This is a genomic window from Streptomyces sp. WAC05292 (genome assembly GCF_003949955.1).
GTDB classification, from domain to species: domain Bacteria; phylum Actinomycetota; class Actinomycetes; order Streptomycetales; family Streptomycetaceae; genus Streptomyces; species Streptomyces globosus.
This window is the reverse complement of sequence record NZ_RPSE01000077.1, coordinates 1-21,261: the sequence shown is the minus strand read 5'-3', so window position 1 is coordinate 21,261 and position 21,261 is coordinate 1. Positions and strand designations below refer to the sequence as shown.

The following is a 21,261-nucleotide window of genomic DNA, read 5'->3' as shown; positions in this document are numbered from 1 at the left end:
CCTCGGTGGGGGGCCGTGGGCGGCGGCTCAGAGCTTGCGTAGTCCATCGATGACTGCCTCTATCAGTGCCAGGTCGGGGAGTTTGGCGGGGGCGACGGGCGGGCGTGAGAGCACGTGGCCGGCGGTGATCAGGTCGCCCAGCAGGACGGTGACCACACTGACCGGCAGGGCGAGGTACGCGGAGATCTCGGCCACCGACAGCGGTGACCTGCACATCCTCATGATCGCTGCGTGCTCGGGTTGCATCCCGGGCCTGGGCCCCGTCTTGGCGATGATCAGGGTGACGAGGTCGAGGGGGACCGGGGACACCGGTCCGCTCCGCCCGCCCGTGATCACGTAGAGCCGCTCGGGAGTGCCGTCTTCCCAGTCCCGGCCCGGGTTGCTCACGCGGTCAGCCCTCCCCCGGGCGCGGTGGCTCCGGGGGCGTCTCCGACCCGCGGCGGGCTGCTCAGGTGCTCGCCGATACGGGCGACCAGGTCGCGCATGCGCTGGCCCATCAGGCCGGCGTCGACTCCCTCGTCGGCCAGGACCGCCAGGTAGGCGCCCGCTCCGGCCGCCATCAGGTAGAAGAACCCGCCGTCCATCTCGATCACCACGAGCCGCATCCGGCCGCTGCTGTGCGGGAGTTCGGCGGCGACGGCGCCGGCGAGGCTCTGGAGTCCGGCGCAGGCGGCGGCGAGCCGGTCGGCGGTGTCGGTCTCCGTGCCGTACTGGGCCATGCGCAGGCCGTCGGCGGACAGGACGATGACGTGGCGGGTCTGCGGAACGCTTTCGGCCAGGTCCTTGAGCATCCAGTCCATGTTGCTCTGCTGCTGACTCATGGCTGTTCCCCCTTGCTCGCCGTGTCCGGCGAGGCGTCTGTGTTCGGGCTTGCTGCGGCACGGCGGCTCGGGACGGTCTTGCTGCTGGTGTCCCCGGTGAGGCCGCCCTGGAAGGCGGCCAGCCACATGCCGGGTTCGGGTTCGGGTGCCGCGGCGGCCGCGGCGGGTGCGGCGGAGGCCGCGGGTGCGGCCGCGGCGGTCTCGTCCGGGGCCGTGGCGCGGGTGCGGCGGCGGCCGGCGGGCGGACCGCGGCGGGCGCGTCGTCGGAGGCCGCCGTGTGCTCCCCGGCGGCCGACCGCTCCTCCGCGGCGGAGGGTTCGCCGACCACTGCGGGCAGGGCCTCGGACCCGGCGGCGGGCAGGGCGGCCCGCGGGCCGGAGGCGGTGCCGATGCCGTGGGCGACGCCGCTCGCCGCGGAACTGGCGGTGATCAGGGCCTGCGGGATGACGAGGACTGCGCGGACGCCGCCGTACGCCGACGCGCGCAGCGAGACCTGGAAGTCGTAGGCCTGCGAGAGCCGGCCGACCACGGCGAGGCCCAGGCGGGGCGTCTCGCCGAGGTCGGCGAGGTCGATGCCCTCCTGCGCCTGGCGCAGCATCCGCTCGGCGCGCCTGCGCGCCTCCTCGCTCATGCTGACGCCGCCGTCCTCGATCTCGACGGCGATGCCCGAGTTCACGTCGACGGCGGTCAGGTGGACCTTGGTCTGCGGCGGCGAGTAGCGGGTGGCGTTGTCGAGGAGCTCGGCGAGGGCGTGGATGAGCGGTTCGACCGCCGGTCCGACCACGGCGACCTGGGAGACCGAGTGGAGCTCCACGCGCTGGTAGTCGATGATCCGGGACATGGCGCCGCGGAGCACGCTGTAGAGCGGGACGGCCTTGGACCACTGGCGGCCGGGGCGGGCGCCGCCGAGGACGGCGATGGAGTCGGCGAGGCGCCCGATGAGCGCGGTGCCGTGGTCGAGGCGCAGGAGGTCGCCGAAGACGTCGGGGCTGCGGCCGTGGCGGTCCTCCATGTCGCGCAGTTCCTGCGCCTGCTGGTGGACGATGGCCTGGACGCGGCGTGCGATGTTGACGAAGGCGCGCTGCGCGGAGTCGCGCAGGTCCTCCTCCGCGACGACGGCCTCCAGGACGGAGCGCAGCACGGCCTGGTGGGCGGCGCGGAACTCCGGGGTGAGTCCGGGCCCGTGGGTGCCGGGCTCCTCCAGGGAGGCGAGCACCTCCTCGGGGAACTCCCCCTTGCGCAGCCGCTCGACGACATCCGGCAGGAGCTCCTGCGCCAGGCGGACGGTCTCGGTCTGCTGCCGGGCGAGGGCCGCCTCCTGTGCGGCGACGGCGGCGCGCAGGACGGCGACGGCCCTGCTGCGCCGGGCGGCCACGGCGCAGGCGAGGGCGACCGCCGCGAAGGCGACGGCGCCGACCCAGGCGACGGGCGGGCGGGCGGGTGCGGAGACCGCTGCGATGGCGATCGCCGCGGCAACTGCGGTCGCCAGGGCGGGAAGCGCCCAGACGACGGGTGAGGTGGCCCCTGGACTACCGGGCGACGATCCCACGCGAACCATCAGAACCCTCAAACGATCGAAAGCGAATGATCATAGGACAACGGCCCGGAATCTTAGCGGCTCCGCGCACGACCCTTGACAGCAGGTCATGATCCGGACAGGACAACCGGGTTGAGTCCTGCGTTTCTGTCCGAAACCCGTTTGTGTGCCGGTCGGGGGCGTTTTCCCGTGGTTTGCTACTGACCGGTACCCCGCGCGGAACCAGTGATTCCCCCGGGGGCAGAATGATCTTCGGCAGAGCCCCGCCATTCGCCGGCTCGCCTCCTCACGGACCCGCACGGAACAGGAGCGCACGCGTTGAACCAGGCGACGCGCGAACAGGCCCAGCACTTCCTCCGGCAGGACGAGCGGCTCGTCGCCGCATGCGCCTACGAACTCGGCCCGGGCGTGCCGTACCCGCCCGAGTCGCTCCTCGCGCCGCCGGAGCCCCCGGCGCTCTCCCGGCGCATAGAGGCACGGATCCCCCGCCCCCTGCGCCAGTTCGTCCACGCCAAGGCGCTCGACCCGCGCCTCTCGCGTCCCGCCGCCGCGGCGGAGGGCGTCGACCGCCTCCCGGACGCCGTGGACGCACTGGGGTCGCGGCTGCTGCACGGCAAGAGCATGGAGGGCGGCTGGGAGAGCGAGGCCGGCCGCTTCCTCGTCAGCCGGGCGAACGCCCGCGGCTCGGTCGGCGGGGTACTCGCCGTCACGGACCGGCGCTGGTTCGCCCTGACCGACGTCTCCCCGCTGTGGCGGTCCACTCCGGTGATGCGGCAGTACTGGGAGGTGCCGCGACAGGCGGTCTCCGCCCTGCGGGCCGGCCCGCGCGGGGTGGTACAGAAGGGGCGCATGGACATCGAGTTCACGGACGGGTCCTGGGTGGCGGTCCTCGCCTCGCCGGCATCGGCGGCGCGGCCCTTCGCCGAGGCGTCGGTCCACCACCGCTGAGGCGCCGCGGGACAGGGGCCCGGCGGCCCGGCCCGGAGCTGGTGGTCTGTACCAATCCTGCGCGGGTGGCGCACACTGCCGTGACGCCTGATGCGGGAGGACCCATGACGCCCACCGGCCGCAGCGCCGCCGAACTGCCCCTGCACCGCCTCCAGGTGCCCCAGCCGCACCTGCTGCCCTTCGCCGTCGGCTCCTTCGACGCGATCGGCCCGCTCTCCCGTGCCGGGTTCCCCCACCGGCACACCTTCCACGAGATCGCCCACGTCACCGGCGGCAGCGGTGAGCACGTCCTCGACCTCGTGCCCGGCCCCCTCGCCCCGCCCCTGCTGTGCGTGATCACCCCCGGCCAGGTGCACCACTGGGAGGGGGCCGAGGGGCTGACGGGACGGGTCGTCCTCTTCCACGAGGACTTCCTCGGCGGGCACCCCGAGGACGCCCGCGCTCTGCGCCGGCTCGCCGGCCGCCCCACGGTCCCGCTGGGGGCGCACGCGCCGCGCGTCGCCGGACTGGCCGACGCGATGGAGGAGGAGTACCGCGCCCTGCGGCCTGGATACGCCGGCGTGCTGCGCGCCTACCTGCACATCCTCGTCGTGGAGGCCGCGCGTGCCGCCGAGGCGGTCCCGCCGCCGGCCGTGCCCGCCGACCGGGCGGACGGCCTCGCCGAGGCGTTCGGGCGGATCACCGCCCGGCCGGGCGGGGCGCAGCTGACGGTCGCCGCCTGCGCCCGCGAACTCGGCGTCTCCACCGGCCACCTGCACGCCGCCGTGAAGCAGGCGACGGGCCTGACCCCCGGCGAGCTGATCCGCCGCGCGCAGACGCTGGAGGCGAAACGACTGCTGGCGGGCACGGACATGACGGTGCGACAGGTCGCCCACCAGGCCGGATTCACGGACCCGTCCTACTTCTGCCGCTTCTTCCGGCGCGAGACAGGCCTGACCCCCGGCGGGTTCCGGGCCGGGCTCGCAGGAAAACACCACGATCCCCGGATCACGTCCATCGCGGCGCCCGAATCCGGGCCCTAGGTTGGCAACGCGGCGCCGGAACCGGCGGGTTGCCGCCGCCCGCGGCGCTGCCGCGCCCCACCGCGGCACGGTTCCGGCCCGCCACCCCCACGACCGGAAGGAGTCGAGGCATGCCCTCTCACGAAGACCCGGACCACGGCGCCCAGGGCGCGCGGCGCCGGGCCGTCAGCCGCAAGTCGGTGCTCAAGGCCGCCGCCCTGGCCGGCGTCACCCCGCTGCTGATCGGCGGCGGCGCGGCCCTGGCCCGCGACCGCGGCGCCGCAGCCGGCGCCGAGCCGGAGCTGACCCCGCCCTGCGACGACGGCGACGCGCCGACGATCCCGCAGACCGAGGGCCCGTACTTCAAGCCGAACTCCCCGCAGCGCACCTCCCTGGTCCCGCCGGGGACGCCGGGGGTCCCGCTCACCGTGTCGGGCTTCGTCTTCGGCCGGAGCTGCCGGCCGGTGGCGGGCGCCCTGCTGGACTTCTGGCAGGCCGACGTGAACGGCGCGTACGACAACGCCGGGTACGGCTTCCGCGGCCACCAGTTCACCGACGCGCGCGGCGCCTTCACCCTGCGCACCGTCGTCCCCGGCCTCTACCCGGGCCGCACCCGGCACATCCACGTCAAGGCGCAGGCCCCCGGCGGGCGGGTGCTGACGACGCAGCTGTACTTCCCCGGGGAGCCGCGCAACGCCACGGACACGATCTTCGACGCGCGCCTGCTGATGAACGTCCGCCAGAGCGGCCCGGGACGCGAGGGCACCTTCGACTTCGTCCTCGACGTGGACCAGGGCGGCCCCTCCCCGTCGCCCACGGCCTCCCAGCCGCCCGCGGACGCCTGGACCCCCGGCCGCTCCTACCGGGCCGGGGACCGGGTCTCGTACGGCGGCGCGGCCTACTCGTGCCTGCAGGCACACGTGGCGACCGTCGGCTGGGAGCCGCCGACGACCCCGGCCCTGTGGCGGCGGGTGTAGGCCGGCTGCCGGTCCGGTTCCGGGTTCAGCCGGCGTGGCGGACCCGGAACCGGTCGGGCCGCGCCGGGTCCCGGTCGGCGACCTGGACCGGCGCGCCCGCCCACTGCCACACGCCGGTGCCCGCGGCGCGGGCGAAGCGGATCTGCCCGCGGGTGCCCTCGACCGACACGTGCGGCCACGCCCCGGCGACGGCCGCCCGGTCGGTGCCACGGGTGCGCAGCGCCTCGGCGAGGACGGCGGCGGTGTCCCATCCTTCGAAGGCGACGAAGGACGGGGCTCCGCCCAGCCCGGCCCGCAGCTCCGCGGCGACGCGCTCGCCGAGCGGGCCGAGCCGGTCGGGCAGGTAGCGCAGGAACGGGATCCCGGCGCCGTCCGCGCCGAGCGCGGCGGCCCATCCGGCGAACTCCGGCTGCCCGGCCGGGGCGCCGATCAGGAGGCCGTCGAGGCGGCGGTCGGCCCGCACGGCCCGCACGATGGGAACCGCGGGCTCCGGGTGGCCGGCCAGCAGGAGCAGGGCCGCGGCACCGTCCGCGGCGAGCGCGTCGCACAGGGCCCCGGGGGCGAGGGCGTCCGCGTCGAGTGCGAGGAGGGTGCCTCCCGCGGCGGCGAGGCGCTCCCGCAGGATGCGCGTCCCGGAGGTCCAGTAGACGCTCGGCTGGGAGGCGACGGCGATCCGCCGCCGCCCGGCGGCGAGGAGGAAGTCGGCGTACGTCCGCCAGCCCTGCGACTGGGGCGGGGCCAGGCGGGCGACCTGCTGCGCCGGTCCGTCGGTGAGCTGGTCGAGCACGGCGGACGAGCAGAGGAACGGCACGCCGGCGGCGTCGGCCCGGGCAGCGGCCGCCCGGGCCACGACGCTGTGGTACTCGCCCGCCACGGCCGCGACGCCGAGCCCGGCCAGTTCGTCCACGGCCGCCGCGGCCCGCACGGGGTCGGCGGCCGTGTCCCGGACCAGCAGCTCCAGCGGCCGGCCGGCGATGCCGCCGGCGGCGTTCACGTCGCGGACGCCCAGCTCCAGTCCGGCGAGCAGCTGCCGGCCCGCCTCCGTCCAGCCGGGCCTGGTCAGCGGGGCGAGCGCGCCGATGCGGACGGGCGGGCCGCCCGCGGGACGGGCTCCGGGCGGTGGCGGCGTGTGCATCGGCGGCGTGTGCATCGGCGGCGTCTCCCCTGCGGCGGTGCGGGCCCGGCGGCGCGGCGCGCGGCACCGGGGTGGTCGTGCCGGCCATTGGATCCGCCGGCCCGGCCGCGGGCAACCGCTTTACTGGCGCCCGGGAGGAGTTGTGGGACCGTCACAAGATCGGCCGGAATCCGGTCCTAGAGTATGCGCGTGACCGAAGAGAACACGGAACTCGTCGCCGGCCGGTACCGGCTCGTCGAACGCATCGGCCAGGGCGGCATGGGCCGCGTCTGGCGCGGCGTCGACCAGCGGCTTTTCGGGCGCGAGGTGGCCGTCAAGGAGATCCTCCTCCCGCCCGGGACGGAGGAGGCGGACCGCGCGGCGCTGCTGCGGCGGTTCACCGGCGAAGCCCGCGCAGCGGTCATAATCAGCCATCCCGGGATCATCACCGTGCACGATGTGGTCGAGCACCGCGGTGCTCCCGTCATCGTCATGGAGTTCGTCCGCGGGCCGTCGCTCGCGGCGGAGATCCGCGACCGCGGACCGCTGCCGGTGCGGCGCGTCGCGGAGATCGGCGCCGCGGTGCTGGACGCCCTGGCCGAGGCGCACGCGGCGCAGATCGTGCACCGGGACATCAAGCCCGACAACGTGCTGCTCGCGAAGGACCGCGTCGTCCTCACCGACTTCGGCATCGCGCACCTCGCCGACGCCACGACCCGGCTGAGCCACAGCGGGCTGGTCATCGGCACCCCGCAGTACATGCCGCCGGAGCAGTTGGAGGGCCGGCGCCCCACCCCGGCCAACGACCTCTGGGCGCTCGGCGCCACCCTCTACCACGCCGTCGAGGGATGCCCGCCGTTCGGCGCCGAGGGCCTGCACGCCCTGGCCGTCGCCGTGCTCACCCGGCCGCACCGGCCGCCGCTGCTGGCCGGGCCCCTGGGCCCCGTACTGGACGCGCTTCTGGTCAAGGACCCGGCGCGGCGGCACCCACCCCGACCGCCGTCGACGCCGCGGCGGGCCCCGTTCCGCCGGGGCCGGGCGGGCCGTCGGGCGGCCCGCGGCGGCGCCTTCCCGGCCGGCGCTCCGTGGTGGTCTCCGCGGCCCTGGCCGTGCTCGCCACGGGCGGGGGCCTGACGTGGACGCTGTCCCACGGCGACGGCGGGCCCGGCCGGGGCGGCCCGGCCGCGGCGGACCCGGTGAAGGTGGTGATCGGTGTGAGCGCGCCGCTCACCGGCGACACGGCCTCCTTCGGCCAGGGCATCAGGAACTCCGTGGACCTCGCGGTCCGGACGGCCAACGAGCGCCGCCTCGTCCCCGGCGTGGCCTTCGAGGTCCGGGCCCTGGACGACGAGGCACTGCCCGCCAAGGGCCTGGAGAACGCCTCGCGGTTCGCCGACGCCGCCGACGTCCTCGGCGTGGTGGGGCCGTTCACCTCGTCCGTCGCCCGGTCCCTGGTGCCCCCGCTGGACCGGGCGGGCGTGGTCACGGTCTCGCCGTCCAACACCGACCCCGTCCTCACGCTCGGCCCGGACTGGGCGCGGGGCACCCGGTCCCGCCCGCACCGCGGCTACTTCCGCACCACCCCCACCGACACCGCGCAGGGGCCGTTCGCCGCCCGCCACCTGTACCGGGACGCGGGGAAGCGGAAGGTCTTCGCCGTCGACGACGGCTCCGCCCACGGCACCGCCCTCACCGCCGGGTTCCGCCGCGAGTTCACCGGCCTCGGCGGGAGCGTCGTAGGGGCGGCCGCCGTCGCCGCCGGCGAGAAGGACTTCACCGCGCTGGCCGCGCAGGTGAAGGCGTCCGGCGCGGAGGCGGTGTACTTCGGCGGCGACCACACCGTCGCGGCCCCGCTCTCCCGCCGGCTGAAGGAGTCGGGCGCGCAGATCCCGCTGATGGGCGGGGACGGCATCCTGGACACGCAGTTCGTGAAGGGCAACGACCGGGCCGAGGGCGACCTGGCGACATGGCTCGGCGTGCCCGCGCAGGACACGGCCGGGGGCCGGGCCTTCCTGGCCCGGTACGCGGGGGCCGGCTACCGGGAGGACGCGGGCTTCTACGGCGCCGCCGCGCACGACGCGGCCTGGGCCGTCATCGAGGCGGTCAAGGCCGTGGCCGCGGCGAACGGCGGGGCCCTCCCCTCCGACGCCCGGTCGAAGATGGCGGACGCGGTCGGGCGGGTGTCGTTCGAGGGCGCCACCGGGCCCGTCGCGTTCGACGCGTACGGCGACACCGTGAACCGGCAGCTGACGGTCTACACCGTCCGGGCGGGCGCCTGGGAGAGCGTGAAGAGCGGCGCGTACGAGCCCTGAGGCGACCGGCGGCCAGGCCGCCGGGTTCCTCCGGCGGCCGCGGGGCCGGTCAGACCGGTTCGGGCTGCGGCTCGGGCTGCGCCTCGCGCCGCGGTGCGGGCAGGTGCACCGGCGCGTCCTCCCGCTCCCACCGCCGGGTGGTGCGCACGTACCCGTGGACGACGGAGCCGGCCGCCAGCAGGAGCAGCGGCCCGAACAGCCACGGCAGCCCGGCCATCTCCACCGACAGGAAGCGGTACGAGGCGAGCAGCCCGGCGAACACCGCGGTGCCGTACACGGCGAGGCGGACGCCCTGCGGGTCCCGGCCGCGGTCCCAGGCGCGCAGTGCCGCCTCGATGGTGACCGTGAAGACCACGCCGGCGATGATGTCGGCGCCGTAGTGGTAGCCGAAGCCGAGCGTGGCGCCGAGGGTCGCGATCAGCCAAAACGTTCCTGCGTAGCGGAGGGCCCTCGGCGCCCTGCGCGAGTGGATGAAGATGGCCGTGGCCCAGGCCGTGTGCAGGCTGGGCATGCAGTTGCGCGGGGTGAACCCGTCGAAGGGCATCGGCTGGGGGACGCCGACCGGCGGCGGCGTGTGCGGCCACAGGTCCGCGAGGGCCCACTGCCCGCCGTCGGCGCCGTACGCGAAGATCGGCCCGACGACCGGGTACACCATGTAGATGCCCGGCCCGAGCAGCCCGATGACGAGGAAGCTGCGCACCAGGTGGTGGCGCGGGAACCGGCGCTCGGCGGCCACGTTGCGCAGCTGGTACAGGGCGACCGCGACGGCGGCCACGGCGAGCTGGACGTACACCCAGTCGAGGACGTGGGCCCCGGCCGCGCCGGTGGCCTCCACGATCCGGCCCGCCACCCACGACGGATTGCCGAAGGCGTGGTCGGCGGCGGCGACGTACTGGTCGAGGACCATGGGCCGCGTCTGCGAGGTGAGCAGCAGCCAGGTGTAGCCGGTCTTGCGGCCGGCCACGAGGAGCAGCGCGAGGCCGACGCCCTTCAGCAGCAGCATCCGCTCCCGGCCGGTGCGGCGGGTGACGGCGATCACGGCGAAGGCGAGGGTCACCCACAGGGCGCCGCTGCCGGCCATCTGCTCGGCGCCGAGCTGCGCCCGCACGAGCCACAGGACGAGGTCGATCGCAACGGCGGCCCCGACGGCGGCGAACCGCTGCCGCCACGTGAGCACCACCATCATCAGCGCCATCGCGGCGTACAACACCGTCCCCGACCGGGGGGCGAAGAGCACCTCCCGGGCCTGGGCGGTGAGCGGCCCGGCCTCGCCGTACCGGCGCGCGGCGAACTCGAGCGCGACGAGGAACACCAGGGCGACCGCCCCCACGGCGGCCCACAGCAGGACCCGGGGCCGGCCCCGTACAGCGGATCGGACTGCGCCGTCTGCGCGGGAAAACGCTCGCGAAACCGTGGATATCAATTGTCAGCCGATGTTCATGTGTGCGACGTGCTCGTGGACAGTCCGAACATGCTAGCGGCCCCCGGAGCGCCCCCAGCGGCCCGGAACCCGGGAAGGCCCGCCTCCGCCGGAAGTGACAAACCGGCCTCCGTGTCGCGGCAGGGCAACGGCGGGGGTCAGGCCGGTGCCGGTCCCACGGCGCCCCGGACCTCCCGCGGGGAGCGACCCTCCCAGCGGTGCACCGCCTTCCGCAGAGCCCGTACGTCGGCGTACCCGACCCGGTCCGCGATGACCCGCAAGGGCAGCTCGGTCGTGCGCAGTAGTTCGAGGGCCCGCTCCTGCCGCACGGCCTCGACCTGCCGGCTCCACGTGGTGCCGTTCTCGGCGAGCCGCCGCTGGAGCGTGCGGGGGCTCATCGCCAGGCGCTGCGCCACGGCCGCCATGCCGGGGTCGCCTTCCCGGCAGGCCGCCGCCAGGACCGGCCGGAAGCGGTCGAGCCACGGCAGGACGGGCCGGGACTCCGCCAGGACGCGTTCCGCGTGGCGGGCCAGGAGCCGGTCCAGGCCCGGCTGGGCGGCGGGCAGCGGGGCGCGCACGTCGTCCTCGCGGAACGAGATCGAGTTGTACGGGGCGTCGAAGTCGATGCGGTCCGTGCCGAAGAGCCGGGTCAGCTGCCGGGCCTGCGCCGGAGGGCGATGGGTGATGGTGACGCGGGTCGGGGCGAGGTCGCGCCCCACTGCGTGGCGTGCCCGGGTCAGGAAGAGCGACAGTGCGAAGAGGTCGACCGCCTGCACCACGTCGGGCCCCCAGGTGCCGGTGGCGTGGCGGACGGTGAATCGGCGCCCGTCCTCCTCCACGAGCAGCTTCTCGGCGGCCGGGTCCCCGATGGCGGCGATGAGGTCGACGGCGCTCGTCAACGACTCGCGCAATGTGGGCCCGGTCGTGACCAGGTAGTCCCAGACGCCGAAGGCACCGATCGGGGCGTCCTGGAGGATCAGCGGGCCGATGAGCGTGCGGGGGTCCGTGAGGACCAGGTCCTCCCAGACGGTGATGAGCGACGGGGTCGAGACCCTGGCCAGGTCGTTTCCCAGGAAGTCGCCCGTGAGATCGGGCAGGCGCGCAGGCCTGCCCCTGCCCGCGGCAGCCAGGGCGCCGACGAGGGAGCGGACGAGGTGGGCCGAGACCGTGCCGTCGACAGCGTGGGCGTGGGCGTTCATACGACACCGGAGGCTACAGCCGGCTCGAACTGCCTGTCGAGAAAACGCCGTCGGGCGACACCCATCCGTCCGCGGGGCCCCGGGGCGACGCCCGAGGCGGGCGGCATCCGCAGGTGGCGGGCGCGGTCCCCTTCGTGGCGCGCGAAGGCCTCTGCCCCGCCGCCGGACCGCGCCTACCTTGAGCGCGATCACGGCGGCGAGCCGGCGGCCGGAGCCCTCCGAGGGCCTCCGCCGGCGCCGTCCGTACGCGAGCTGTACACGAGCGGCACAGGGGCGTGCCGCCGGTGAACGGACCATCTCACTTCTCGAACGACGGGCCCGCCGGGCCTGTCCCGGATGTCCCAGGGGGAATGCACACGTGACGTCGCCGTCGTTCTGGAGCAGGCGCCGCATGCTCACCACAGTCGCCGGGGTGGCCGCCGTCCCCGCGCTGCCCTCCGTCCTCACCCTCGCCGCCGGCCCTGCCCGCGCGGCCGAGGGCGAACCCGGCAGCGGCCTGCCCGACACCGACCGGGGCAGGGCGGTGTGGGCGTACAAGACGGGCGGCCGGTCCGTCCGGGAGGCCGCCGCGACCGCTCTCGCCGGCTCCCCGGCGGCCGTCTCCGCGTTCCTCACGACAGAGCTGCCCGCCGCCAGGGCCCACGACGCGCGGTTCGCCGTCTTCAGCTCCCTGCCGCACGCGGGCAAGTCCGTGCGCGAATCGGCCGGGGCCGCTCTGTCCGCGGGGGACGGGGCGATCGCCGCGTACCTGCGCGACGGCTACCGGCAGTCCCTGGAGACGGACCTGCGCGCGGACGTGTTCACCGTCATGGACAACAGCGGGACGGCGGTCAGGAGGGAGGCGGCCAAGGCGCTGGAGACAGGTACCCACGCGGCCTTGCGGAAGTTCCTGGGGGAGACGTGGCACACCGCGCAGTACGAGGACGAGAAGGCCGAGGTCTTCGCCATCCTCACCACGGCCACGCCCGAGGTGAAGAAGTACGCGGAGCGCGCTCTCGGTGACGGGTCGCCGCGTGCGGTCCACCAGTTCCTCGTCTCCGGCCAGCACATCGCACGCACCCGCGACGAAGAGGCTTCGTCGATCGAGCAGCTGGTCAAGGTCGTGGTCCGGGAGGGCAACCGGGCGAAGCTGCACACAGAGCAGGCGGTCGCCGCCTCGACCCGGGCCAAAGACGCCGCCCACAAGGCGGAGCTTGCCGCGCTGAAGGCGGCCGAGGAGGCGGCTGCCGCCCAGAACGACGTGAAGAGGTCGGCGGCGGCGGCGAACGACGCCGCCACGGCCGCACGAGGTGCCGCGAGCGCCGCCGACACCGCGATCGCCGCGGCCCGCAGCGCCCAGTCCGCATCGAACCGGGCTGCGCAGGCAGCGCAGGCAGCGGCGGGCGCCGCCGCTTCCGCGGGTCATGCCGCCACCCGCGCCTACAGCGCCGCCATCGCCGCCTCAAAGGACGCAACGAAGGCGTCGGCGGCCCGTCAGGCCGCCCAGGCCGCGCGTGATGCCGCCGGCCGCGCCCGTGCCACCGCCGCTGCCGCCCAAGTGGCCGCCGATGCCGCCGGTCAGGCGGTCACGGCGGGTTCGCGGGCCGCCGAGGCGGCGCGGAGCTCTGCGGCCGCCGCCAAGTCGGCGGCCAATGCCGCCTCCTCCGCTTCCGGTGTCGCCAAGTCCCAGGCCGCCCAGGCACAGGCTGCGGCGGCCGAGGCCGACTCCGCGGCCAGGCGCGCCACCCGGGCCGCGGGCACCGCACAGGGCCTGGCGCAGAAGGCCGCCGAAGCCGCCGGCGTGGCTCGCGACGCCGCCACCAGCGCCGCCGACCACGCGGAGAAGGCGGCCGCGGCGGCGGAGGAGGCCGCGGCGAACGCGGGCAAGGCCATCGAGTACGCCAAGCGGTCCACCGCCCACGCCGAGGCCGCGGTCTCCGCGGCGACCGCGGCCGACAACGCCGTCAGGCAAGCCGCGGCCGTCGAGCAGGCGGCGCGGACGGCGGAGGCCGCGCGGATCGCCGAGGAGGCGGAATGGGCGGCCGAGGCGGCTCGCGCCAGGGCGCAGACGGAGACCGACGACATCCAACGGGTCCTGCGGGAGAGGACGCAGGCGGACAAGACCGCCTCCGCCTGCAAGGACCTCCTCGCCGCTGCCGCGAGGTCCTTGCAGGCGGGTGACACGGCCGCGGGCGTCGCCGCCGGCCGGAAGGCCGCCGTCATGCTGCTGGACTCGACGGGCACCTGGACCCAGCAGGCCGCCGAGTTCGCCCTCGCGGGCTCCGACCACGACGTGGCGAACTGGATCGGGGCCGACCGCCTCATCGCCGAGCGGCAGGACGATCGGGAGGCCCTTCTGACGGTGGCCAGGACGGCGTCGGCAGCCGTCGCCGAGGCAGCCCACCGAGCCCTCGCCGACGACAACCCGGACGCCGTCCGCAACTTCCTCACCGTGGGTGTCGTCGAAGCGGCAGCGGCGGAGAACCGTGCCGCGGTGTTCCGGATCCTGGCCGAGAACCCGGGCCGGGCCGTGAAGGCGAAGGCGGAGGCCGCCCTGAACGACGGGAGCGCCCCCGCCCTGCACCGCTTCCTCACCGTCGAGTTGGTGCAGGCGGTGAAGGAGGACGACCACGTCGAGGTGTTCGGCCTCCTGTCCTCCGGCGGCCTCTTCATGCGGGCGGCCGCACAGATCGTCCTGGAGGGCACCGCCGAGATGCGGCGGCAGTTCGTCGTCCGCGACAAGTTCTGCGTCGCCCTCCTCGACCAGGACCACGCCGCCCACGTGGCCGCGGTGCGCGCCGCCATCGCGCAGGCCGCGAAGGTCGCGGCGAAGGCCATGCAGGATGCCGCCCTCGCCTCCAAGGCGGCGGCGGAAGCGCGCAAGGCGGCAGCCGAGGCGGTCGCGTGGGCGGAGGCCGCCCAGGCGTCCGCAGCAGACGCCGCCGACTCCGCCCAGGAGGCGAAGAAGAACGCCGATGCCGCCGACGCCTCGGCAGCCGCGGCGGCTCAGTCCGCGGCGACTGCCAAACAGGCGGCGTCGATCGCCCAGGGCGCGGCCCGGACCGCGAACTACTCGATGCGGCAGGCCATGTCCTCCGCGCAGCAGGCGGTCGCGTACGCGGTGGACGCACAGGCGAGCGCCACGTCGGCGAGCAATTCGGCCGCCCAGGCCGGCCGGGACGCGAAGGCCGCCGCCGACGCAGCCAGCGAGGCCCTCCGTATCGCGACCGTCAAGCGGCGGGCCGAGGACACGGCCGCCGCCAAGGCGGCGGCCGAGCAGGCGAAGCAGTACGAGGCGACCGGTACCCATCCCGCCCGGGGTGCCGAGCAGGACAAGCCCTGGTACGTGGACTGGGGGCTGTGGCCGGGGGACATCGCCAGCGAGAAGGACTGGGCGAAGGTCACCAAGCACTGGAGCACTATCACCGGCACCGCCGGACTCGCACTCGGCGGCGCTGCCGCCCTCCTGGCCCCGGCCTTCCCGATCTCGGGACCCCTCGCAACGGCGGCCCTCTGGCTCAACGGTGTGTCCGTGGTCCTCAAGGGGGCGAGCGCCTGCTTCACGGGTAGCGCGTACGGCTGGGACAGCGCCGAGTTCCACAGTGCACTCGGCATGTTCGTGCTCGGCGGAGTCGGCTTCGCCGGAAAGTCGCGCCTGCTGGAAAAGACCGGCGTGGCGAAACACGTCGGCGAAGTGGTCGCCGAGGGGGTCGAGCTCCTGCTCATCACCATCGGCTGGAAGGAATGGTGAGTCCGCTCCCCGCGAACCACCATGCGTCCGATTGAAAGGAAATGACGAAATGAAGCTCGCAAAGCGCCTTGTCGCGACGGCTGCCGCGGCCGCGGCGTGCATCGCAGCCGGGGTCACCGCCACCCATGCAGACGAAACACCTGCCGGCGGGGACCAGCCTCCCTACGCCATCGAGGACTTCGCCTACCCGGACGCCGGCCGAATCCTGGCCGAGCGCGGCATCACCCTCAAGCGCGGCGACGGGAACATCACCCTGGCCGACTGCGCGCCGAACTCCGGTCTGATGGAGGTGTACTCGCGCACCAAGGGCACGGTGTGCTTCCGCGTCTCCGGGAAGACCGGATACCTCAGCCTGGAAATACCCGCCGTCTACGGAATGAAGGGCGATGCGGCCCACCGGACCGAGGTCACCCTGACCGCCGAGGGCAGCGAGCAGAACATCTCCGTGGCCCCGAACGAATGGAAGGGCGTGGGCGAGTCCGCGGACCCGCAGCGCCGCGACCACGTCCTCGTCGAGATCTCGGCTTCCGAGTAGTCCGCCCCGCCCCCTTCACCACTTTCGGAGTACCGCATGTCAGACAACCTCGGGCGCAGAGCCACCCGGACGGGCGGCGCCGCCCTCGCCTCCGCCGTCGCCACGATCGCCGGCCTCCTGACGGCCGGGCCGGCTTCCGCCGTCACCGGCGCGCCGGCGGCCGACGGCCAGTACGCCTACACCGCCCGCGTCAACATCGGCGAGGGTGATTCCACCCGCGCCTGTTCCGCGGCCCTGGTCGCCGCGCAGTGGCTGCTCACCAGCACGAGCTGCTTCGCCGACGCGCCGGGCTCCCCCGTTCCGGCGGGCGCGCCGAAGCACAAGGCCACCGCGACCCTGGGAGGAACCACCCAGGACGTGACCCTGCTCGTGCCGCGGGCCGACCGCGATGCCGTTCTGGCGAAACTGGCGCAGCCGGTCGCCGGCGTGGCCCCCGTCGAGCCGGCCGCCGCCGCTGCCGCCCAGGGGGACGTCGTGACGTCTGCCGGCTACGGCCGGACGAAGACGGCGTGGGTGCCGGGCGCGGTGCACACCGGCTCCTTCGACACCACCGCCGTCGACGCGACCACCCTCGCGCTGACGGGCAGGGGCGAACCCGGCGACACCCTCTGCAAGGGCGACACCGGCGGCCCCGTGGTCAACGCGAGCGGACAGTTGGTCGGGCTCGGCAGCCGCTCCTGGCAGGCCGGCTGCCTCGGCACCGATCCCGCCGAGAAGCGCAACGCGGCAACCGCCGTCCGCGTCGACGGCCTCGGCGACTGGATCCGGCAGGTCCTCGCCCTTCCCGGCGACGCGCAGGTCGCCTCGGGCGACTTCAACGGCGACGGCAAGAAGGACATCACCGCCCTCTACGACGCCGGCACCGGCACGGACGGCAAGGCCCGCTCCTCGCTGTACACCTGGTTCAGCAACGGCTCCAGCTTCCACGCTCCGGTGAGGTCGTGGACCTCGTCCGGTGCGTTCACGTGGGCGGCGAGCAAACTGACGGCCGGCGACTACAACGGCGACGGCAAGGACGACGTCGCCGTGTTCTACAACGGCGGCAAGGACGCCCAGGGCAACAACAGGTCGCTCCTCTACACCTTCGACAGCACCGGCACGGCCTTCGCCTCGCCGCGCAACACGTGGACCTCCGCCGGCGCCTTCTCGTGGGGCGCCTCCAAGGTGGCCTCCGGCGACTTCACGGGCGACGGCAAGGACGACGTCGCCGTCCTGTACGACCGCGGCACCGACTCCGACGGCAAGGCGACCACCAGCCTGTTCACGTTCGCCGGCAACGGCGCCGCCTTCGACGCGCCCCGCTCGGTGTGGACCAGCCCGGGCAGCTTCACCTGGGCCGCGAGCCGGCTCACCACCGGCGACTACAACGGCGACAGGAAGGCCGACATCGGCATCCTCTACGACGGCGGCACGGACGGCCAGGGCGTCCACAAGACGCTGCTGTTCACCCTGAACAGCACCGGCACCGGCTTCGGCCCCGCCCGCACGGCGTGGACCTCGGGCGGCTCCTTCTCGTGGGGCGCGTCCAAGGTGACGTCCGGCGACCTGACAGGGGACGGAAAGGACGACATCGCCGTCCTGTACGACCGCGGCGTGAACGCCGACGGCAAGCGCACCACCACGCTGTTCACCTTCGCCGGCAACGGCACGGACTTCGCCGCCCCGCAGGCGGCCTGGACCAGCACCGGCAGCTTCAGCTGGCCGGTGAGCCGGCTCACGGCAGGCGACTACAACGGCGACGGGAAGGCCGACGTCGGCATCCTGTACGGCGGTGGCACGGCCGCCGACGGACGCCCCGTCGACACCCTGTTCTCCTTCCTGAGCACCGGCTCCACGGTGCAGCCTCCGGCAAGCCGCTGGACCGGCAGCGTCGGCTGACCCGGAACGCACCTCCCGCCCTGCCCGGCCAAGGCCGGCGAGCCCGCCACCGGTGAACTCCCAGTCACCGCGGCGGGCTCGCTGCACGCCGCCGACCGGCGGCTGCGCCGTCCATCGGTGTGCCGGGACGACGGGGCCCGCCCACGGTGACCGGCAGTACCGCCGAAGTCCGTCGAGTCACGATGTGCCGCACTCCAGCAGATCGCGCAGGGTCTCCGCGGAGCGTACGGCGGCGTCGCCGCAGCAGTTGTTGAACAGGACGTGCAGCTCCTCGGCCCCCTCCGCCAGCAGGCGCAGGCGCGGCAGCCAGCCGGCCAGTTCCTCCTGCGTGTACGTATGGCGGAAGCGGTCCTCCTTGCTGCCGGTCCCCCAGGCGGCACTGCGGCCGTGGAAGCGGACCACGGCGAGCTTCGAGGACGTGACGGGTGTGACGCCGGGCATCGAGTTGGGCAGCCCCTGGGCCGTGTCCACGGCCACCGCGGTGGCGTCGAGGTCCCTCAACAGGGCGGCGGTGCGCTCGCACCGGTCCTCGCGCCACCAGTCGGGATGGCGGAACTCCACGGCCATCGGCCACTGGTACGCCCGTTTCCGGGTGGCGTGCAGCAGGGCCTCCGCCCGCGGGCCGGGACGGAACCACGGCGGGAACTGGAACAGTACGGCGCCCAGCCGGCCGGACTCGCGCAGGGGCCGCAGGGCCGCACCGAACCGGTGCCAGACCTCGTCGAGCAGCTCCGGGTCCCCGAGGTCGTGGTCGCGCAGGTCGCCGGGGAGGGCGGCTTTGCGGGTCGGGTGGCCGGTGAGGAGGGAGAACGCCTTGACGTCGAACCGGAAGCCCGGTGGCGTGCGTTCGCTCCACAGCGCGCTGTTGCGCACGCTGGGAAGCGCGTAGTAGCCGGCGTCGGCCTCCACCACGCGGAAGCGTTCGGCGTAGTGCCGCAGCCGCCCTTCGGCATCACGCCGCCCGGGCGGGTACCACCCGCCGGCCACCAGCGTCTTGTCCGTCCACGAACACGTTCCGATCAGCAACTCACCCATTGCGGCCGTCCCTTCGTCACGGCCCGTCTACCCGCGAAAGCCGTCACCGCCCGGGCGTCCCGGCACCGGCACGGCAACTGCGGTACGTCGGAGCGCGAACCGGGATCTGCGCCCGGCGGCGGCGCGGCCCGGCAGGGGCGAGGGAGCAGCGGCCTGTCAGAGTCCGGCTTCGGCACGCAGGGCCGCGGCCCTCTCCGAGGCGTCGTAGTCGTCCGGGACCCCCTCGACCAGGACGGCTTCGCCGGCGATGTGCCGCGTCCGCAGCGGGAGGATGGCCTGGTAGGCGTCGGAGGCGTACCAGGCGCGGGCCCGTTCGATGTCGGGGAAACCGATGACGACGACGGTGCCGGGGAAGGGACCCTCCAGGACCTCGACCTCCTTGCCGTGCACGAGGAAGCGGCCGCCGAAGGGGTCCATCGTCGACTGGATGGCCTCGATGTAGGCGAAGACGTCCTCGTGCATCGTCTCGGGGCGGAGGTGTGCGATGGCGTACGCGGTCATGGGATGCTCCCCAGGTCGGTCCGTCGATCGGCCGGTGCGGGCCGTCGGTCCGATCCTGTCAGCGCACGACCGGGCTGGCGATTACCTCAGAGGTCATGGCCGGGCCGGCGGCCCGCCCGGGGGCCTCTCGTCCCGTCCCGGCTTCGAGCACACGCCGGATCTATGGGGCGATCTTCCAGAGGGACAGTGCGGTGGCGTAACCGGGCATGTCCGAGGACGGCGCTCCCTTGGTGGGGGGAAGGACGTCGGTGATGCGCAGCATCGCCAGGTTGTTCTCGCTGGTGACGGTGCACAGCACCGTGCCCTTGGCCAGTGTCCTGCCCAGGTTCAGATCCTTCTTCGGGATGGAGGCCGGCAGCGTGTCGGTGTCCACGGCGGCCCTGCAGGCCTCCGGCGTACCGGCGGTGCCCGTCCCCGTGGAGGTGAGGAAGCGCAGGTCCGCGCCACCCCAGTCCTGATAGGTCAGCTCCATGCCGTCGTCCTTGCCGATCTTCCCGTCGGGGAAGAGCTTCGGCGCGTCCAGGTCCACGTGCGTGCCGGAGTTGAAGGCCGGCGCTCGCAGTGTGAAGGGCCTGTCCGCGAAGAGGAGCGTGTACGTGGTCTGCGGCGGCGCCGGTGACGGCGAGCCGACGGGGGCGGAGGTGCCGGTGCCCTTGCGGTCCGGTCCGGAGGTGTCGGTGTCCGTGCCGGCGTCCGGGCGTGTGAGCACCCAGGTCATGACGACGGCGAGGGCGGCGGCGACCGCACCGGCGGCGACGAGCATCGCCGGGCGGCTGCGCTTCCTGGGCTGGGTGGACGGGGGCACCGGCGCCGTCGGCCATGGCGTCGGGGCCGGACCGGGCGGCCGGGAGCCGGGCGGCGGCGGGGCTGAGACGGTGGGCTGCTCTGACACGTGCACCCCTGCGTCCGGTCGGGTGGGGGTGGCTGCCGGCGTCGGCGCGGGTGCCGGCTGCGGGAGGCGTCGGACCGCTTCCTCCCTGCGCTTGATCTGCTCCGTGACCGCTGCGGGCAGCCAGTCTCGGAACGCGCGCAGCGGTCGCCCCGATGCCCGCTCGCAGAGCAGGGCGAGTTCGTCCGTCGTGATGCGCTCCGCCGGATCGGCGAGAAGGCAGCGTTCCAGCAGTGCCCGCAGCGGTGCCGGGTAGCCGGCCAGGTCCGGCGGCGTCCGCTCGGTGTTGGCGATCCGTACGGCGAGGGCGGTCGCGCCGCCCTCGCCGTACGGATGGCGTCCGGTCGCCGCGACGGCGGCGATCAGGCCGACTGAGAACACGTCGGTGGCGGCGGTGACGGGCTCGCCCAGGCTCTGCTCGGGCGACATGTACTGCGGGGTGCCGACGACTCCGCCGCTGCGGGTGATCTGGGTGGTGTCGGCCGCCCGCGCGATGCCGAAGTCGATGACGTACGGGCCGGTCGAGCCGAGCAGGATGTTGGCCGGCTTCAGGTCGCGGTGGACGACCTCGGCGGCGTGGACGGAACCCAGCGCCCGCGCGGTGCAGCCGATCAGCTGGAAGACCGCGGGCAGGGGCAGGGGACCGTACGAGGTGAGCGCGTCGGCGAGGGACACGCCGGGCACGAACGCCGTGGCGATCCACGGAAGGTCGCCGGTGGTGTCGTGGTCGACGACCGGTACCAGGTGGTAGCCCTGGACGCGGCGGGCGGCCCGTACCTCTTGTTCGAAGCGGCGCCGGAAGTCATGGTCCTGGCCGTACTCGCGGCGGATCATCTTGAACGCCACGGGCTGTCCGCCGCGCGTGTGCGAGAGGTACACGGTGCCCATGCCGCCCTCACCGAGCCGAGCCAGCAGCCGGTACCCGGCTGTCTCGCGCGGGTCGAGGGGGCTGAGCGGGGTCGGTATGTCGTCGATGCCGTTCGTCACGGATGCCGACCTTATGCGATGTGACTGGACGTCAGACAAACCTGCGAGGCCGAAGCCGACCGCGCACCGGCCGGCGTCGCCGACGAGGACCACGCCGCGACCACCGGGCTCCACCGGGCTCCGGACGCACGAAAGGCCGTCCTCCCGGATGAGAGAACGGCCTCCGACCCGCATAGAGCATGGTCGGGACGACAGGATTTGAACCTGCGACCCCTTGACCCCCAGTCAAGTGCGCTACCAAGCTGCGCCACGTCCCGTTGTGCTTCGGGCTGCTCCCACCTGGGGTTCTGCCCTGCGGCACATGCAGAAGATTACCCCACGTCGAGGGGTGCGCATGCACGGGTGTCCGGGGCGGGGGAGGATGGCCGGATGGTGGG

Annotated in this window: 16 protein-coding genes, 1 tRNA gene and 1 pseudogene; 8 read left to right on the top strand and 10 right to left on the bottom strand. The window is 74.5% G+C overall.

The annotated features are described in order from the left end of the window. Positions 1–27: 27 nt before the first annotated feature. The 3 genes and pseudogenes from EF903_RS11870 to EF903_RS36090 all read right to left on the bottom strand — a co-directional run. Positions 28–387 carry a DUF742 domain-containing protein gene (locus EF903_RS11870; RefSeq protein WP_125543168.1) on the bottom strand — a complete coding sequence of 120 codons (360 nt, stop codon included), beginning with the start codon at positions 385–387 and terminating at the stop codon, positions 28–30. Next, positions 384–821, bottom strand: coding sequence for a roadblock/LC7 domain-containing protein (locus EF903_RS11865; RefSeq protein WP_125543167.1), 438 nt, complete (start codon positions 819–821; stop codon positions 384–386). The genes EF903_RS11870 and EF903_RS11865 overlap by 4 nt, the downstream gene beginning before the upstream one ends. Positions 822–1,317: 496 nt before the next feature. Next, a pseudogene (locus EF903_RS36090) lies at positions 1,318–1,662 on the bottom strand (ATP-binding protein); the annotation flags it as partial. 1,014 nt (positions 1,663–2,676) lie between these two features. Between EF903_RS36090 and EF903_RS11855 the strand changes: the two are divergent. From EF903_RS11855 to EF903_RS11845, 3 genes are all read left to right on the top strand, one after another. Continuing rightward, positions 2,677–3,306 carry a hypothetical protein gene (locus tag EF903_RS11855; protein WP_125543166.1) on the top strand — a complete coding sequence of 210 codons (630 nt, stop codon included), beginning with the start codon at positions 2,677–2,679 and terminating at the stop codon, positions 3,304–3,306. A 104-nt stretch (positions 3,307–3,410) separates the two neighbouring features. Beyond that, positions 3,411–4,328, top strand: a complete 918-nt coding sequence (locus EF903_RS11850) for an AraC family transcriptional regulator (RefSeq protein ID WP_185902626.1) — start codon at positions 3,411–3,413, stop codon at positions 4,326–4,328. Positions 4,329–4,438: 110 nt separating this feature from the next. Then, the gene (locus EF903_RS11845; protein WP_125543165.1) at positions 4,439–5,284 is read left to right on the top strand and encodes a carbohydrate-binding protein; all 846 of its coding nucleotides are present in this window, start codon (positions 4,439–4,441) and stop codon (positions 5,282–5,284) included. A gap of 25 nt (positions 5,285–5,309) precedes the next feature. On the opposite strand, the gene EF903_RS11840 is transcribed toward EF903_RS11845, so the two are convergent. Beyond that, complete coding sequence (locus EF903_RS11840) at positions 5,310–6,419, bottom strand: ABC transporter substrate-binding protein (RefSeq protein WP_125543170.1); 1,110 nt, start codon at positions 6,417–6,419, stop codon at positions 5,310–5,312. Between the two features lie 189 nt (positions 6,420–6,608). Between EF903_RS11840 and EF903_RS35155 the strand changes: the two genes are divergently transcribed. Next, a complete protein-coding gene (locus EF903_RS35155) occupies positions 6,609–7,532 on the top strand; it encodes a serine/threonine-protein kinase (protein WP_260615101.1) in 924 nt (307 codons plus the stop codon). Beyond that, complete coding sequence (locus EF903_RS11830) at positions 7,484–8,710, top strand: branched-chain amino acid ABC transporter substrate-binding protein (protein ID WP_260615100.1); 1,227 nt, start codon at positions 7,484–7,486, stop codon at positions 8,708–8,710. The genes EF903_RS35155 and EF903_RS11830 overlap by 49 nt, the downstream gene beginning before the upstream one ends. Before the next feature lie 49 nt (positions 8,711–8,759). On the opposite strand, the gene EF903_RS11825 is transcribed toward EF903_RS11830, so the two are convergent. Both EF903_RS11825 and EF903_RS11820 read right to left on the bottom strand, forming a co-directional pair. Then, on the bottom strand, positions 8,760–10,055 hold the full coding sequence (locus tag EF903_RS11825; RefSeq protein WP_125543169.1) for a phosphatase PAP2 family protein: 1,296 nt from the start codon (positions 10,053–10,055) through the stop codon (positions 8,760–8,762). Between the two features lie 233 nt (positions 10,056–10,288). Continuing rightward, positions 10,289–11,329, bottom strand: coding sequence for an AraC family transcriptional regulator (locus EF903_RS11820; protein ID WP_185902625.1), 1,041 nt, complete (start codon positions 11,327–11,329; stop codon positions 10,289–10,291). Positions 11,330–11,720: 391 nt separating this feature from the next. On the opposite strand from EF903_RS11820, the gene EF903_RS11815 reads away from it, so the two are divergent. Genes EF903_RS11815 through EF903_RS11805 form a run of 3 tightly spaced genes read left to right on the top strand, consistent with a single transcriptional unit; the run spans position 11,721 to position 17,472 of the window. Continuing rightward, a complete protein-coding gene (locus tag EF903_RS11815) occupies positions 11,721–15,059 on the top strand; it encodes an ALF repeat-containing protein (RefSeq protein WP_125543161.1) in 3,339 nt (1,112 codons plus the stop codon). Positions 15,060–15,108: 49 nt separating this feature from the next. After that, the gene (locus EF903_RS11810) at positions 15,109–15,594 is read left to right on the top strand and encodes a hypothetical protein (protein ID WP_125543160.1); all 486 of its coding nucleotides are present in this window, start codon (positions 15,109–15,111) and stop codon (positions 15,592–15,594) included. A gap of 36 nt (positions 15,595–15,630) precedes the next feature. Further along, positions 15,631–17,472, top strand: coding sequence for an FG-GAP-like repeat-containing protein (locus EF903_RS11805; RefSeq protein WP_125543159.1), 1,842 nt, complete (start codon positions 15,631–15,633; stop codon positions 17,470–17,472). A 177-nt stretch (positions 17,473–17,649) separates the two neighbouring features. On the opposite strand, the gene EF903_RS11800 is transcribed toward EF903_RS11805, so the two are convergent. The 4 genes from EF903_RS11800 to EF903_RS11785 form a co-directional block, all read right to left on the bottom strand. After that, positions 17,650–18,507: a DUF72 domain-containing protein gene (locus EF903_RS11800; protein WP_125543158.1), complete on the bottom strand. Its 858-nt coding sequence runs from the start codon at positions 18,505–18,507 to the stop codon at positions 17,650–17,652. Positions 18,508–18,663: 156 nt separating this feature from the next. Further along, the gene (locus EF903_RS11795) at positions 18,664–19,008 is read right to left on the bottom strand and encodes a DUF1330 domain-containing protein (protein WP_125543157.1); all 345 of its coding nucleotides are present in this window, start codon (positions 19,006–19,008) and stop codon (positions 18,664–18,666) included. Positions 19,009–19,168: 160 nt separating this feature from the next. Then, positions 19,169–20,884, bottom strand: a complete 1,716-nt coding sequence (locus EF903_RS11790; RefSeq protein WP_260615099.1) for a serine/threonine-protein kinase — start codon at positions 20,882–20,884, stop codon at positions 19,169–19,171. Between the two features lie 180 nt (positions 20,885–21,064). Further along, positions 21,065–21,141, bottom strand: a tRNA-Pro gene (locus tag EF903_RS11785). Positions 21,142–21,261 lie beyond the last annotated feature (120 nt).